Source organism: Phocaeicola abscessus CCUG 55929 (assembly GCF_000312445.1).
In the GTDB taxonomy this organism is placed as follows: domain Bacteria; phylum Bacteroidota; class Bacteroidia; order Bacteroidales; family Bacteroidaceae; genus Phocaeicola; species Phocaeicola abscessus.
Genome location: NZ_HE997182.1, coordinates 636,635 through 653,549, shown reverse-complemented (window position 1 = coordinate 653,549; position 16,915 = coordinate 636,635). Strand labels below are relative to the sequence as shown.

Genomic DNA, 16,915 nt, shown 5'->3' with positions numbered 1-16,915 from the left:
AAAGATATGGTAACAGCAACGACAGATTTTATTGCGGCAATTGAATTAGGATCGAGTAAGATCACAGGTATTGCAGGAAAGAAACTTTTAGACGGGAGTATTCAAGTGCTGGCGATAGCCAGCGAAAACTCGGAGGAATGCATCCGTAACGGAGTAATCTACAATCTGGACAAAACCGCACAAAGCCTGACTTCGATCATCCACAAAATAGAATCGACGTTAAAGGCCTCCATCGGCAAAGTGTACGTAGGGGTCGGCGGACAATCGTTGAAAACGCTTCTCAGTACGCAAACGCTTCATTTCGAAGAAGAGACGAAGATCACGCAAGAGTTGATCGACACCCTTTTGGACAAGAACCGGGAAGTGCCCCTCATCGACCGGGAAATATTGGAAGTCGCCCCGCAAGAATACAAGGTAGGCAACAATTTATTGAACGATCCCGTGGGCGTACCAACCGACAGCATCGAAGGCAGGTACTTAAATGTCATCGCCCGAACCAACGTAAAGCAGAACGTGGATAAATGTTTCGCCCAGGCAGGGATCGAGATCGCCGATTATTTCATCGCTCCGCTGGTTTTGGCCGATGCGGTCTTAACGAACACGGAACGACGGTCGGGCTGCATATTGGTCGACTTGGGAGCAGATACCACCACCGTTTCGGTTTACAAAAACAACATGCTGCGTCACCTGGCAGTCATTCCGTTAGGCGGTACCGACATCACCAAAGATATCAGCAGTCAACAAATCGAGGAAGAAGACGCCGAAGCATTGAAGATCCGGTACGGGAATGCCTGCCCCGACCCGACGAACGAAGAGGAAGAAACCGTAACCTATACCATTGGAGAGCGTTGCAGCATCCAGGCTCATCTCTTGAACGAAATCGTCGAGGCACGCATCAGCGAAATTCTGGCCAACGTATGGAACCAAGTCGTACTCTCTGGCTACGACGATAAATTATTGTCAGGCGCTATTTTAACCGGCGGCGCAGCGAATCTGATCAATATCGACGTGGCTTTTACGCAGATCACCCATATCGCCAAAATCCGCATCGCCAAAGAAACCCGATTCACGATCAAAGATCATGCGGAAATCCGTAAGGACGGATCGCAGAATACGATCGTCGCATTATTGGCCTCGGGGAAAGAAAACTGTTGCGTTCCTGTCAGACCATCGAAAGAAAAAGAACCGGAAATACCCATCGCACCGGAAGGCCTCTTCACCGAAGACGGAGAAAGTGCAGAAGACAAACGGCAACGTTTAATCCGAGAACAAAAGGAAAAACAACTTAAAGAACAGCGGGAGAAACAGGCGAAAGCTGACTACGCCGACGCACTGAAGAAAATTCACGAATTGAAAGAACAAGGCAAGTATAAGGAAGCATTAGCGGAACTGGAAGAAGCGAGGCGATTAAACCTCGCAGACAAGGAAGAGGAAATGAACCTCTTGGAAGATCAAATCAGAGAACTGAAGAAAAAGAACAGTCGGTGGGCTTCGTGGATGAAGAAAATCGATACCATGCTCGACGAAGAGAAATAAAAGGAAACTTCCGTACAAAATAACTCATAAATAATCAAGGCTATGTCAGAAAACAACCATACGAAGACGTTCGACCTCCCGCAAGGCGAACCGAACGAACGTCAGGAAAAGGATTCCGAACCGTTGCACTTCGTTTTTCCCGAAGGCAGCAAGAATCCCAGTATCATCAAAGTGATCGGTGTCGGCGGCGGCGGCGGCAACGCCGTGAACCACATGTATAAAGAGGGCATCCACGACGTTACCTTCGTGCTTTGCAACACGGATAATCAAGCCCTGCAGGAATCTCCCGTGCCCATCAAATTGCAATTGGGCACCGAAGGCCTAGGCGCGGGAAATCGGCCGGAAAAAGCGCGCGATGCGGCGGAAGAAAGCATTGAAGACGTGAAGGAGATGCTCCACGACGGATGCAAAATGGTATTCATTACCGCAGGAATGGGAGGCGGAACCGGAACGGGCGCTGCCCCCATCATCGCTAAGACAGCCAAAGATATGGGAATCCTCACCGTAGGAATCGTTACCATCCCCTTCCTCTTCGAAGGGAACCGGAAGATCGACCAGGCGCTCGACGGCGTCGAAGAAATGAGCAAACACGTCGACGCGCTGCTGGTCATCAACAACGAACGCCTTCGGGACATCTATGCCGACTTCAGCGTGATGAATGCTTTCGGAAAGGCCGACGATACGCTCTCGATCGCAGCGAAGAGCATCGCCGAAATCATTACGGTGCGCGGTACCATCAACCTCGACTTCAACGATGTGAAAACGGTCCTGAAAAACGGCGGCGTCGCCATCATGAGTACCGGATACGGCGAGGGAGAGAATCGAGTGAGCCAGGCCATCAACGATGCCCTGCATTCACCTTTACTTAACAATAACGATATCTTCAACTCGAAAAAAATCCTGTTCAATATCTCTTTCAGTACGAAAAACGAATTGATGATGGAAGAGATGAACGAAGTGCACGATTTCATGTCGAAGTTCGGGAAGGACGTAGAGACCAAGTGGGGACTTTATGTGGACGAAAGCCTCGAGCAACGTGTCAAATTCACCGTGCTGGCTACCGGCTTCGGCATCAAAGATGTACCCGGCATGGATAGCATACTGAATAAACGCACCATCGAAGAGCAGAAGAAAATCGAAGAACAAGAAGAACGCGAACAGATTCTCGACGATCGGCGCGCCGGATACTACGGAAAAGATACAGCCAAAACAAGCAGTAAGAAACGCCGTTACAACACCTACATCTTCACCCTCGAGGACTTGGATAACGACGACATCATCAGCATGGTAGAAACCACGCCCACTTACCAGCGCAGCAAAGCCGTACTCGACAGCATCAAGTCGAAAGCGGATATGGGCCAAGAGACCGCCCCGTCCGAAGACGAGACGGACTACACCCATACGTCGATTTCATTTCAATAAAAATAAAAAACCATGAATTTATTCGATCAGGTCAGCAACGACATCAAAGAGGCCATGAAAGCCAAAGACAAAGTGAGACTGGAAACCCTTCGCAATATCAAAAAGGTATTCCTCGAAGCAAAAACCGCACCGGGAGCCAAAGATACGTTGGCTGACGTCGACGCACTGAAGATACTGATGAAATTAGCCAAACAAGGTACCGAATCGGGCGACTTGTACCGGACGCAGAATCGTCCAGACTTAGCCGAGGAGGAATACGCCCAGGTGAAAGTCATCGAACAATACCTCCCGAAAATGATGAATGCCGAAGAAATGGAAAAAGCGGTACGGGAAATCATTGCCGAAACCGGGGCGACTTCCCTGAAAGAGATGGGTAAAGTGATGGCCGTCGCATCGAAGAAACTGGCCGGAAAAGCTGAAGGCAAAGCTATCTCGGAAAAAGTCAGGGAACTTCTCGCATAAGGGAAAAAGCGAGCTGAACCACGTCTTGAAGTACTTCCCCTCCCCTCGAGGCTTAGAATACCACGCGGATAGGCTTTTCGCAGGCAAGGGCACCCGTCGCTGCCTGCCGAAGCGAGTAAAGAGACGTCGTGTGGACAGACGTGGCATCTCCCCACCTCGTCGCGTTCGGAAAGCCGAAGGCACGACCTCGATGAGGGTCGGTCGACAAAAAACTCCCGGCGGAGACTCTTTCCTTAACACTTGAGTGCCAAGTGTTGCCGGCGGAGACTCTTTCCTTAACATTTGAGTGCCAAGTGTTGCCGGCGGAGACTCTTTCCTTAACATTTGAGTGCCAAGTGTCGCCGGCGGAGACTCTTTCCTTAACATTTGAGTGCCAAGTGTTGCCGGCGGAGACTCTTTCCTTAACATTTGAGTGCCAAGTGTTGCCGGCGGAAACTCTTTCCTTAACATTTGAGTGCCAAGTGTCGCCGGCGGAGACTCCGCCAGCGTCAAAAATCCTTTGGAAGAGCTCGGCAGAATACCTGCCGCATCTAATTTTCAGGTTAGCATATGTTAAATTTTTGTTTCGGATAATACTTTTTCATGCATTGTCGTGTTATAAAATAAATGCCGTCACGGAGTACGTTTAGACAAACGCCGACTATAATCAATCGTAATCAGTAACCATTTATCTAAACATGCAAGAGTATGAAAAAAACGAGAACCAACCAAAGGGCGAGGCATGATCGCAAACTCATTCGAGCCATGAAGCTGTGCATGCTGTTTTTCTTGATTGGAACGAGTATCGGATGGGGGAATCTTTCCTATGCGCAACGCCCCGATCAGATGCACAGGCTATCGGGCAGGGTCGTCGACTCGAAAGGAGAGCCCATCATCGGCGCCAATATTGTCGAAGCAGGAACAACCAACGGCACGGTGACAGACGTGAACGGCCACTTCACGCTGAACGTGGGAAGCAATGCCACGATACGGGTCTCATATATCGGCTGTATCGCACAAGACCTTCCGATCGAAGGGAAATCGAATGTCGAGATCACCTTGCAGGAAGATACACAGGTATTGGGCGAAGTCGTGGCGATCGGGTACGGCACCATGAAGAAGAGCGACTTGACCGGATCGGTAACCAGAATTTCGATGAAGGATAAATCGACCGGAGCGAATACGAATCTGTTTCAAGCGCTTATCGGCTCGGCGGCGGGTGTACATCTCGAATCGCGGGGCGGTTCGGAAAGTCTTCCTTCCATTGCCGTTCGCGGACAGACTTCCTTGTCCGCCTCCGATGCTCCCTTAATCGTGATCGACGGTGTCATTTACAACGGCTCCATCTCCGGCCTCAACCTGAACGATGTGGAAACGATCGATATCTTGAAAGATGCCAGCGCTGCTGCCGTTTACGGGGCGAGGTCCGCTAACGGAGTGTTGCTGATCACCACGAAGAAAGGCAAACAGCAGAAACCTCTGATCTCTTTCGATGCTTACGTGGGGTGGCAGGATATGACGAATAACCCGATGAGAGTCATGAATGCGGACGAATTCGCCGTAAGGTTGGTCGACTGGAATTATCAGTCAAAGCTTTACGAATGGTACGCCACCCACCCTACCAGCGTCGCAGACAGACCGAAGCGTCCCGATGTGACCGACAGAAACCTCGTAGCCCAATATCTGGCCACACCGGAGGAACGAAACAATTATCTGGCCGGCAACGAAATCGATTGGGTGAAAGAGGTCTTACGCATAGCACCCCTGCAGAACTACAGCATAAGCCTTCAGGGAGGAGCGGACAATATGTCCTATTATCTGTCCGCTTCCTATTCCGACATAAAAGGCATCCAGCTAAATGACAACTTTAAGCGGGTGACCGTGCGGAGCAACATAGAAAGTACCGTCAATAAATGGCTGACCTTAAGCCTGAACGCTTCTTATTCGTACCTCGACCGCTCGGGGATACCCGCAAGCCTTGCCAATGCGAGAGTGGCCAGTCCTTTGGTGGATAATAAAATCGGGACGGCTAATTACGACATCTACTTAGGCAACGAACTTTTTCAACCCTATCCGTTAGTTTATCTATACATCGACAACTCGGATATCAGTAACGAACTTTTCTCCGTCGGGAGTGCAAAAGTAACCTTACCGTGGATAAAAGGATTGAAATACGAATTGAACTACTCACATACGTATACTGCCAGAAATGTCAGTTCGTTCCACAACTCGAACACCCCTTCGGGAGTCAATAACAGAGGAATGGGAACAAAAAATTTATCGGAAAGCAGAAACTGGATCGTAAACAATATCGTAACCTACTCGCGGGAATTCGGGAACCATAAGCTAAATTCCACATTCCTGCTGAGTCGCGAACAGTTGACGGGAAACACGACAGACGCAAGCGCGGAAGGATTCGACAACGAAGTATTGGGGTATAACAATTTAGGGTTGGGAACCATCCAGCATGCAGGATCGTCGGCCTACAAAGAAAGCAGCCTTTCGTATATGGCACGCATCAATTACAGCTACCTCTTACGGTATATGTTGACTGCTACGATTCGTAAAGACGGTTTTTCGGGATTCGGGAAAGGCAACAAGTGGGCAACGTTCCCCTCGGTTTCTTTAGCCTGGGTGGCCACGGAAGAAGCATTCCTCAAAGAAAAAGGCTTTTACCTGAAACTGAGAACCTCGTACGGCAAAAACGGGAATCAGGGAATAGGCCGCTACGCCAGTCTGTCGAAAATGGCTACGAATTATTATGTGTTCGGCTCGGAGACGGCAATCGGAATATACCCGAACACATTGGGCAATCCTCACTTAGGCTGGGAGACGACGGTTTCATACAATATCGGAACCGACTTCGGATTGCTCCATAACAGGATCACCGGCTCTATCGACATCTATAAGGCCAAAACCACCGACGTCCTTGTAAAAAGGCAGTTGCCCCGATCGTCCGGATACATTGACATCTGGTCGAATATCGGGGAAATCGGTAACAAAGGGATTGAGATCCAATTAAAGTCCGTCAATTTCAATAACAAACGATTCAACTGGGAAAGCAACATCACTTTTTCGCTCAACAGAGACCGGATCGACAAACTTTACGGCAAGAAAGACGATAAAGATATCGGTAACTCCTGGTTCGTAGGAGAGCCGATAAGTGCGATTTACGATTACCAGATGGCCGGAGGCGTATGGACAGAAGAGGAATTCTTCAGCGGAAAGATCCCTTTGGCAGGATGGTATCCCGGACAGTTCAGATATGTCGACCAAAATAAGGATGGCGCAATAGATCCTACCAACGACAGGACAATCGTCGGATACAAAGCTCCGAGTTATCGATTCAGCATCGCCAACAGCCTGTCGTACAAAAATATTTCCCTCTCCGTACTGATCAATTCCATCCAAGGAGGGAAAAAATACTATAAGGCAGACAATGCGTTGATGATCAATCCGCTCTATTACATGCAACAGAGAATGAACAATTCGGCGATCAATCCGTATTGGAGACCCGATGCCCCTACCACGAATACGACGGGGATCTACAACAATCCTCCGCAACAGAGCGGAATTTACCAAAGCCGAAGTTTTATACGGCTACAGGATGTTTCGCTGGCCTACGATTTCGATAAAAAACCGATCGAAAAGATCGGACTGCAATCTTGCCAGTTATACATATCCAGCAAGAATCCCTATGTCTGGACAAACTGGCAAGGATGGGACCCGGAAATCGGCGTAAGCGATATCCCGCTCATGCGAAGCATCGTCTTCGGAATAAAATTAAGTCTGTAAACAGTCAAAAAGAAACAAGGATGAAAACCCCTACTCATAAATACGGCAGTTTATTCCTGACCGTTTGCGCGTCGGCTGTTGCGCTGCTGTCGTGCAGTGAAAGTATTTTGAATGAAGAACCGTTGGATTTCCTTTCGCCGGAAAACGCTTATCTCACGGAGAAAGGAGCCTTACAAGGTATTACCGCCATTCATCATCGCGTGCGGAACGCGTATTACACGTACAGAGAATTTGGGGTGATGAACTGGGCTACCCATGGCTCCGACCTCGGTTATTGCGGCGAAGATCCTGCAGCGGGGAATGTTTACTTGAATTCGTACGGAGACATGACGCCGGTCCGTCGAAATGTAGTCGATACGTGGAACGCCGGTTTTCAAATTATCCAATGGGCCAATATGCTTATCGATAAAGTGCAAAAAGCCGACGCTTCCATTTTTAAAGACGGAGAAGCGGGGAAAAACAAGTACATCGCCGAAGGAAAATTCTTCAGGGCGTTCGCCTACCGGTATCTTGTCTCGACTTACGGAGACATTCCTCTTATAAAGGAACCCTTATATGCTCCCAAAACAGACTTCGTACGAAATCCCGTGGCCGATATTCACGCGCTTATGCTCGAAGATTTCAAGTTCGGAACCCAATATCTGCCTAAACCGGGCGAAGAAGATGCGCCGGGAAGGATCACACAAGGCCCGGCGTGGCATTATTTGGCTGAGACATATTTAGAACAGGGAAAGCCCCAACAGGCAGCAGAAGCCGCATCGCATGCCATTGACAATTATAAGTACGCATTGATGAGACAACGCTTCGGAACGAGATTGGGACATGATATTTTCGGTACGGGCGACGTCTACTACGATCTTTTCGGGTATGGCAACCATAACCTCGCATCCAACACGGAAGCCATGTGGGTGATTCAATGCGAACCCAATATCACGGGAGGAGGACAAATCGCAAGCGCTTACATATACGGCCCCCGCTATTTCGATATCGGTCTTACGCCCGACGGAAAGCGCGCCATCAACGGTACCATATATAACGGGACGTATACCGGATACACGGATACCTTAAGCCGTCCTACGGCAACCTGCCGCGGAACTACTTATGTCTACTACACGATCTGGAAAGACAATTGGAACAACGACATCAGAAACGCAAGACATAATTTAAAACGCGACTTTTACTATGACAATCCGGAATCCGCTTACGATAAAAAACGAATAGATTTCAGCTTGTATAATCCCCCGCGTCCCAATCCGATGCTCGATACTTGTAAAATACTGTTTCCCGTCCATATGAAATTTCACGATCCATGCAATTACTTCCTATATCCGAACAGGGCCGGAGCCGGCGTCACGCATAAAGACTGGTATGCCCTGCGTTTCGCCGAGACATTGCTTTTGCGCGCGGAGGCGTATATCGGAATGAACAGGCCCGATCTTGCAGCCCAAGATATCAACAAAGTAAGAGAAAGAGCCCAGGCGCACCCGATCGCCCCCGAAGAAGTCTCCATCGATTATATTTTAGACGAACGAGCTCGAGAACTTTATGGAGAAGAATGGCGGCTAATCATCCTGCGCCGCACGGGAAAACTGATCGAAAGGGTATTGAAATATAACGACAACCCGCTGTGCCCGGGAGCTTTCATCAAACCGCATAATTTCAGATGGCCGATTCCCCAAGCTCAGATCGATTTGAATGTAGATGCCGAATTCCCCCAAAATCAAGGGTATTAGATCGGACGAGACAATACGCCGTATCAAAACGGAAACAAGTCGAAATCATCCCCCAAACAACTCTTTCAATACCTCTATGGATTTCAACACGGGGAAATCAGGCAAGTGCAACCGATAGTAATCGTTGATAACGGTCAAACAACGGTTGCGCTGCACACGATTCAACCGGAACAGATGCATCGTGTCATAATTCATGCGCATTAGCATGCCGATCTGGGCAGCCTCTTCCGCTTTCAGATAAGCGCCGTGAACGGGTAAAAAAGGAGTAAACTGCGCATTCAACAAATCGAAATAATAACCGTCGATATAATGTTCCACATTCGGATAAAGCCCCAGGAAATGGGAAAGATGCATGAGAAAAACCAGATGGAAATTGGCATAACCGCTTTTGCAAACATCCAACCAACGAATGGAATGATTCAAATAGGCGAAAAGCGGAATGTTCTCTTCTTCCTCACGCAAAGAGCGATACAGAAACTCCGAAAGAAAGAGCGCCATAGCCGATTTGTACGGATCATAAGGAATGGTTTGGAAAGGGAACCATGACTTCGCATCGCGAATAGGATAAAGGCGAGTTTTCGGACGACAATCGGCCTCAAATTCGATAAAAGCGAGCGGTTGGAACAATACCGGCTTCACCTTCGATTGACGGGAATGGGAAAACCTTATCGAATAGGAAACCCTACCTGCATGCTCCGTATACATATCGACGATATTCATCGAATCATTATACTTCAAGCTGTGAAGAACTATTCCGATAGATTTTTGTAACATCCGACAAAAATACAGATTTTCAGGAAGAAAATCCAGAAAGAAAAAATCTTTTTTGTAAAAAAAATCGGATGAATCGTTGGGAGATTTAAAAAGAGTTTCTACCTTTGCGTCCACGTTTGGAGCACACATATGGCATACGACGTTGACGAAGGCCTCTTCGTCTACCGGTTAGGACGCAAGATTTTCATTCTTGAAATATGGGTTCGATTCCCGTAGAGGCTACGAATAAAAACAGTAAAAAATAATAATTAAAGATTAGTCGAAATGGCAAATCACAAATCATCAATCAAACGAATCAGACAAGCAGAAAAAAGAAGACTTCACAACCGTTACTATGCCAAAACCATGCGTAATGCCCTAAAAAGATTGCGTAACATGACGGATAAAAACGAGGCGTTGGAAGCATATCCGGCTCTGCAAAAAATGTTGGATAAGTTGGCAAAGCGGCACATTATCCATAAGAACAAAGCCGGCAATCTGAAGTCGAGCCTGTGTGCCTATATCAATAAGCTCTAACAATTCGAGCGCCTTGTTCAAATAAAGATTACAGGTCGAGTGTTTACATTCGGCCTTTTGTTATTTTGAATAAGTTAAGTCGGAAGTTCGAAAACCCAACAAGGCCCTATTTTTACGATTTTTAGGGTTTAAAGTAATGGCGTTTCCATTGATTTTTCGTAACTTTGGAAGCTAAAATAAAAGATATTGGAATTAATATGACTGAAGAAGAAAAGATGAAGGGAGAAGCCAACTACTCGGCCAGTAATATTCAAGTTCTTGAAGGATTGGAAGCCGTGCGCAAACGCCCGGCGATGTACATCGGCGATATTTCCGAAGGAGGCTTGCATCAATTGGTTTATGAAGTGGTCGACAACGCTATCGACGAAGCGTTGGCCGGATACTGCGACCATATAGATGTCTTTATTAACCAAGATAATTCGATTACCGTCGAAGATAACGGACGCGGAATCCCGGTCGATTATCATCCGAAAGAAAAAAAATCGGCATTGGAAGTGGTCATGACTGTGCTGCACGCCGGAGGAAAATTCGACAAAGGCTCCTATAAGGTATCAGGCGGGTTGCACGGCGTAGGTGTTTCATGCGTAAACGCCTTGTCCACGCACATGATTACGAACGTGTACCGAAACGGAAAAATCTATCAACAGGAATACGCTCGCGGCAAAGCTCTCTACCCTGTCAAAGTGATAGGCGAATGCGGCAATAAGACAGGCACCAAGCAATCTTTCTGGGCGGATGCTTCTATCTTTACGGTAACCACATACCGGTTCGATATTCTTCAGGCTCGCTTGCGCGAACTTTCATACTTGAACAAAGGCATTACCATCACCTTGACCGATATGCGCGAAACAGACGAAGCAGGCCGTCCCCGCTTTGAGAAATTCTATTCGAACGACGGACTGAAAGAATTTGTCCGCTATCTGGATCGCAACAATACGCCATTGATCAATGACGTCATTTACTTGAATACGGAAAAGAACGGTACGCCCGTCGAATGCGCCATCATGTACAATACCGGGTTCCGCGAGAACCTGCACTCGTACGTAAACGATATTCATACCCGCGACGGCGGCACACACGAAGCGGGTTTCCGTTCCGCCTTGACTCGCGTATTGAGCAAGTACGCCGAAGATTCGAAAACGTTGGAAAAAGCCAAGGTAAAGATCGAAGGCGAAGATTTCCGCGAGGGTTTGATCGCGGTCATCTCGGTCAAGGTCGCCGAACCGCAATTCGAAGGACAGACCAAAATGAAATTAGGCAACAGCGAAGTTCGCGGCGCCGTCGACCAAGCGGTCGGCGAAGCGTTGACGAATTACTTGGAAGAACATCCGAAAGAAGCCAAACTGATCGTAGATAAAGTGGTTTTGGCAGCTACAGCACGTATTGCGGCGCGCAAAGCGCGTGAAACCGTCCAACGAAAAAATCCGATGGGCGGTGGCGGACTTCCTGGGAAATTAGCCGACTGCTCCAGTAAAAATCCCGAAGAATGCGAATTGTTCCTCGTCGAGGGCGATTCCGCCGGAGGTTCCGCCAAACAAGGCAGAAGCCGCGCTACACAAGCCATCCTCCCCTTAAGAGGGAAGATCCTCAACGTAGAGAAAGCCATGTGGCACAAAGCTTTCGAAAGCGATGAAGTAAACAATATCATCACGGCTTTAGGCGTGCGTTTTGGCGTGGAAGAAGACGAGGACAGCAAAAGAGCCAATATCGACAAACTCCGTTACGACAAAATCATCATCATGACCGATGCCGACGTCGACGGTTCGCATATCGATACGCTGATCATGACGCTGTTCTATCGCTATATGCCGGAACTGATCGAGCGAGGGCACCTGTACATCGCCAATCCCCCCCTGTACAAGTGCACCAAAGGCAAAGTAAGCGAATATTGCTATACGGACGACGCCCGCGAAGAATTCATCAGGAAATACGGAAACGGTGAGGAAACAGGTATCCATACGCAACGCTACAAAGGGTTGGGCGAGATGAATCCGGAACAACTGTGGGAAACGACGATGGATCCCGAAAAACGCATCTTGAAACAAGTAACCATCAATGAAGCCCAAGACGTCGACGAAACGTTTTCTATCCTGATGGGGGACGACGTCGATCCTCGGCGGGAATTCATAGAAAGAAACGCTACCTACGCCAATATCGATGCGTAACGTCGGATATACCATTTCCGTCCTCGCATCTTAAGTGAAGAAAGCCCCGATTCGACTGAATCAGGACTTTTTTCTTTTCTATTTTATTTCATTTTCAAAAGGGGACATTGGAAGCAAAGCGGAACAAATCGTTTCCCTTTTTACCGATGAAATGAAAAAAAACGAACGATACGAAAAGAGAGAAGAGCCACGAATTCAGCCATTCAAACTTATATTTTCAATCGACTATAGAAAGGAAATAAACGGAAAAGTCTATATTTACACCCTCAATTATAAAATCGATCATACAGTATGAAAATCACATTCCGAATCGAGTATCGCACCGTTTGGGGAGAAAATATGGGCGTGACCATAAATGGAAATGAAAATCAACCTGTTTTATTAAACACGATAGACGGCATCAATTGGGAAGGTGAAACGGATTGCTGCGAAAAACCGATCGACGGATACCTGACCTATCGATACGGCGTATACAAAGACAATACCTGCATCCGACGGGAAAGCGGCAATATGCCGCATCTTATTCCTCATACCGAAGCAGAGGAACTCCGTTTCCAAGTCAATGATCACTGGAAGGAGCTTCCTGCAAACAGCTTCCTCTACAGTTCCGCTTTCAGCGAAAGGTATGAACCGAGAAAACGAAAGGGCGAGTTCGATGACCTTGCACCGAACAACATCGTCTTCCGGGCGATCTGTCCGCCACTGAGACAAAAACATCAGAAAGTAAGAATCTGCGGGAGCGTCGCGGAACTCGGCGAATGGAATCCCGCAAAAGCGACGAAAATGATCGAAGTACGCCCCAACGAATGGTTCACCGCCGTCAATGCCTCGCAAATGCACTTCCCTATAACATACAAATTCGTCGTATACGACGAAGAGACTGAAGAAGCGGAAGAATGGGAACACCGCGACAATCGGATCATGGACAAGCCCTCCCCTCTCCCCGCGACCGTCTTCTTTACTCCGGAGACGGAGCTACAGTTCGAATCCGCCAAATCGAAGGCAGCGGGGACAGCCATCCCCGTATTCTCGCTTCGCAGCGAAGGGAGCTTCGGTGTCGGCGATTTTGGAGACTTGAAGCAACTGATAGATTGGACTGTCCTGACACATCAGCGCGTCATTCAGATCCTCCCCATCAACGACACGACTAATACACATACGTGGATCGATTCCTATCCTTACAACAGCATATCCATTTACGCTTTCCACCCGATGTATGTCGACTTACGACAAGTCGGAAAACTTCGAGATAGAGAGAAACAAACAGTCTACGATCAAAAACGGAAAGAGCTGAACGCACTCCCTCAACTGGATTACGAAGCAGTCAACCAAGCCAAGCGGTCTTTCCTCAAGCTGATGTTCAAACAGGACGGGAAACGTTTGCTGCGCACGAAAGGTTTCAAAAACTTCTTTCACGCAAACGCCCGTTGGCTCGAACCTTATGCCGCATTCTCCTATTTAAGGGATGAATACGGTACGTCGGACTTCGCCCGATGGCCCGAATATGCTCTCTATCGGAAAGAAGAAATCGATAAGCTCTGCGCAGCTGAAAGTCCGGCTCACGAGGAGATCGCGTTTCATTATTACGTCCAATATCTGTTACACATTCAATTATCGAAAGCGAGCGATTATGCGCGAGAGAAAGGAATTATCCTGAAAGGAGACATACCCATAGGCATCAGCCGCCACAGCGTCGAAGCATGGACTGAGCCTCATTACTTCAACATGGACGGGCAGACCGGCGCTCCTCCCGATGCTTTTTCCGTAAAAGGCCAGAATTGGGGATTCCCTACCTATAATTGGGAAATCATGGAACAGGATCATTACTTGTGGTGGCAAAAGCGACTCAGCAAAATGGCCGAATATTTCACGGCTTACCGAATCGATCATATCTTGGGATTCTTCCGTATCTGGGAAATCCCTACCCATTCCGTCCATGGTCTGCTCGGCCAGTTCGTGCCGGCGTTGCCCATGAGCGCGGCCGAAATAGAAAGTTATGGCTTACCCTTCCAGCAAGAGTTTATGACAAAGCCTTTCATCAGCGAACGGATGATCGCGGAAATATTCGGAGAGAAAGCCGCATATGTGAGCCGTCATTTTCTGAAACACGAGCATCACGATATTTACTCCATGCAGTCGAAATTCGATACGCAACGAAAGGTAGAAGCCTTCTTCGCCGAGAAGCCTGACCAAGAAAGCCAGCACCTCAAAGAAGGTTTGTACGCATTGATAAGCGACGTGCTCTTCGTCCCCGACAGAAAGCATCCGGAGATGTACCACCCTCGCATCGCGGTACAAAACGACTACGTATTCCGTCAACTCAGTTGGAAAGAGGCAGAGGCGTTCAACCGCCTATACAACGATTACTATTACAAAAGGCACAATCAATTCTGGTACGACCAGGCGATGCGGAAATTGCCCGTACTCACGCAGGCTACTCCCATGTTAGTCTGCGGAGAAGATCTGGGAATGGTTCCCGAGTGCGTGCCCTGGGTCATGAATCAATTACAGATCCTCAGTTTGGAGATTCAACGCATGCCGAAAGATCCGCGATACGAATTCGGACACGTCTGGGAATACCCCTATCGGTCGGTATGCACCATTTCCACACACGACATGTCGACCCTTCGGGGCTGGTGGGAAGAGGATTTCGAGCAGACTTCCCGTTTTTACAAGCAGATCTTAGGGCATTGGGACGAAACGCCCCAAGCGGCGTCGGGAGCTATTTGCGAAGAGATCGTCCGTCGCCATCTGGAATGCCCCTCCGCCCTCTGTATCCTTTCGTTTCAGGATTGGACCTCCATGGACGAAGAGGTTCGTTGTCCGGATACGGAAGCGGAACGCATCAATATCCCCTCCGTTCCGCGACATTACTGGCGCTATCGCATGCACCTCTCCATAGAAGCCTTGACGGAATGCGACAGGCTCAACGAAAAAATCAGCACGTTGATCGATCAAAACGAAAGGAATTGAATGCCATGAAACCGATACCCGACAAACATTTTTCACAATGATGGAATCTCAGCTTCGGCTTTTTCGGAGTGCAGATCGCAGCCGCCGCTTCGGGCGGCACCATCCTTACCCTGCTTACCCGGTCGGGCATGGTCTCTCCGGACAAGAGGCTGCATCGTCGAGGTTCAAGATCGATCCGACGAGGTTCCGGACCTCGTCGTTGGGGTTAGGAGACCTATCCGTTGAGGTTCCGGACCCCGTCGTTGAGGTTGGGGGACCTGTCCGTTGAGGTTCCGGACCCCGTCATTGAGGTTAGGGGACCTGTCCGTTGAGGTTCCGGACCCCGCCGTTGAGGTTCCGGACCCCGTCGTTGAGGTTCCGGACCCCGTCGTTGAGGTTGGGGGACGTAAACGGAGGTATCCCGAACCTCGTCGGATAGATTCCGGACGTCATCGTTCAGGTCGAGGGACGGTATTTATCTAAAACGACCGGCACCCTCCGTTTTGTCGGATAGTTATTTTTTGCTATCTTGCGCCCCCGATGCAGAAGCCTCTAATTAAGGCATTATATTTTTGAACATAAAAGGGTTTTCTTATGAAAAAATGGATTCTCGCTACTCGCCCGTGGTCGTTCCCGGCGTCTATGATGCCGGCTTTGCTTGCACTCGCCTATGTCTTTTACTTATTACATACCGGCGATTCGATGGAGGTAAATCCGTTTAATGGCCTAATGGCATTGATAGGAGTCGTGATATTCCAGGCTGCAGGAAACTTAATCAGCGACTATTACGATTTTCAGTTCGGGGTCGACCGAAAAGGCACCTATGGCTCCAGTCAACTGATCGTAGAGGGAATTTTTACTTCCAGGACTATTCTGAAATTCGGTTTCGGATTACTGCTCGCAGGAATCTTGGTAGGACTGTATCTATGTTTGAAAACTGACTTTATACTGTTATTCATCGGTCTGTTCGGAGTGATCGGTACGTTATTTTACTATCGGTTCAAGTACCATGCACTCGGCGATCTGGTCATCTTTGTGCTCTACGGGATGCTGATAGCATTAGGCACGATGTACGTCGTCACCGGCCGGATGGAGTGGCAGCTATTATTTGTCTCGTTGCCTGTCGGGCTATTGGTAGTAAATATTCTCCAGGCAAACAATACTCGGGATATAGAAAATGATCGAAAAGCCGGCATCACCACGTTGGCCATGCGACTCGGTATCACGGCTTCGAAGGTTTTGTACCAAGTCATAGGCATTTCGGCCTATCTGATTACCGTGCTGCTCATTATTGGGGGAATACTCCCATATCATTGCCTTATCATCTTTTTGTCTCTGCCGATTTTGATTCGAAACATGACGCAGATACGGAAGATAGCTTCCGGCCATTTGGAGCTTATTAAAGACTTGGATAAGGATTCTGCAAAACTGGTGATGGTTTTTAGTCTGCTGCTGATCATGGGTATTATATCGGCCATATACGTATGAGAAAGATGATTTTTGCAGTGATACTCGCTGCTGTTTTATGGTTTGTCATATTCTTCCCACAGCACCATGCGGAGTCTAATTTTTGGTGGAGGA

Annotated in this window: 10 protein-coding genes and 1 tRNA gene; 10 read left to right on the top strand and 1 reads right to left on the bottom strand. The window is 48.3% G+C overall.

From position 1 onward, the window contains the following. The first annotated feature begins 6 nt into the window (after positions 1 to 6). From ftsA to BN102_RS02555, 5 genes are all read left to right on the top strand, one after another. Positions 7 to 1,536 carry a cell division protein FtsA gene (gene ftsA, locus BN102_RS02575; RefSeq protein ID WP_019207507.1) on the top strand — a complete coding sequence of 510 codons (1,530 nt, stop codon included), beginning with the start codon at positions 7 to 9 and terminating at the stop codon, positions 1,534 to 1,536. 42 nt (positions 1,537 to 1,578) lie between these two features. After that, positions 1,579 to 2,958 (top strand): cell division protein FtsZ, encoded by a 1,380-nt coding sequence (gene ftsZ / locus BN102_RS02570; RefSeq protein ID WP_019207506.1) that lies wholly within the window; start codon positions 1,579 to 1,581, stop codon positions 2,956 to 2,958. A 12-nt stretch (positions 2,959 to 2,970) separates the two neighbouring features. After that, entirely contained in the window at positions 2,971 to 3,420 is a 450-nt protein-coding gene (locus tag BN102_RS02565) for a GatB/YqeY domain-containing protein (protein ID WP_019207505.1), read from the top strand. 687 nt (positions 3,421 to 4,107) lie between these two features. After that, the gene (locus tag BN102_RS02560) at positions 4,108 to 7,194 is read left to right on the top strand and encodes a SusC/RagA family TonB-linked outer membrane protein (protein WP_019207504.1); all 3,087 of its coding nucleotides are present in this window, start codon (positions 4,108 to 4,110) and stop codon (positions 7,192 to 7,194) included. 20 nt (positions 7,195 to 7,214) lie between these two features. Beyond that, positions 7,215 to 8,927 (top strand): RagB/SusD family nutrient uptake outer membrane protein, encoded by a 1,713-nt coding sequence (locus BN102_RS02555; protein WP_019207503.1) that lies wholly within the window; start codon positions 7,215 to 7,217, stop codon positions 8,925 to 8,927. 45 nt (positions 8,928 to 8,972) lie between these two features. Here BN102_RS02555 and recO read toward each other — a convergent pair whose 3' ends face one another. After that, positions 8,973 to 9,701 carry a DNA repair protein RecO gene (recO, locus tag BN102_RS02550; RefSeq protein ID WP_035456811.1) on the bottom strand — a complete coding sequence of 243 codons (729 nt, stop codon included), beginning with the start codon at positions 9,699 to 9,701 and terminating at the stop codon, positions 8,973 to 8,975. Positions 9,702 to 9,851: 150 nt separating this feature from the next. Here recO and BN102_RS02545 point away from each other — a divergent pair. The 5 genes from BN102_RS02545 to menA all read left to right on the top strand — a co-directional run bounded on the left by BN102_RS02545 (position 9,852) and on the right by menA (position 16,822). Continuing rightward, positions 9,852 to 9,923, top strand: a tRNA-Glu gene (locus BN102_RS02545). A 42-nt stretch (positions 9,924 to 9,965) separates the two neighbouring features. Further along, on the top strand, positions 9,966 to 10,217 hold the full coding sequence (gene rpsT, locus BN102_RS02540; protein ID WP_021312215.1) for a 30S ribosomal protein S20: 252 nt from the start codon (positions 9,966 to 9,968) through the stop codon (positions 10,215 to 10,217). A 197-nt stretch (positions 10,218 to 10,414) separates the two neighbouring features. Further along, positions 10,415 to 12,382: a DNA topoisomerase (ATP-hydrolyzing) subunit B gene (gene gyrB, locus BN102_RS02535; RefSeq protein ID WP_019207500.1), complete on the top strand. Its 1,968-nt coding sequence runs from the start codon at positions 10,415 to 10,417 to the stop codon at positions 12,380 to 12,382. A gap of 291 nt (positions 12,383 to 12,673) precedes the next feature. After that, positions 12,674 to 15,355, top strand: coding sequence for a 4-alpha-glucanotransferase (locus BN102_RS02525; protein ID WP_019207498.1), 2,682 nt, complete (start codon positions 12,674 to 12,676; stop codon positions 15,353 to 15,355). A 573-nt stretch (positions 15,356 to 15,928) separates the two neighbouring features. After that, positions 15,929 to 16,822: a 1,4-dihydroxy-2-naphthoate octaprenyltransferase gene (menA, locus tag BN102_RS02520; protein ID WP_019207496.1), complete on the top strand. Its 894-nt coding sequence runs from the start codon at positions 15,929 to 15,931 to the stop codon at positions 16,820 to 16,822. Positions 16,823 to 16,915 lie beyond the last annotated feature (93 nt).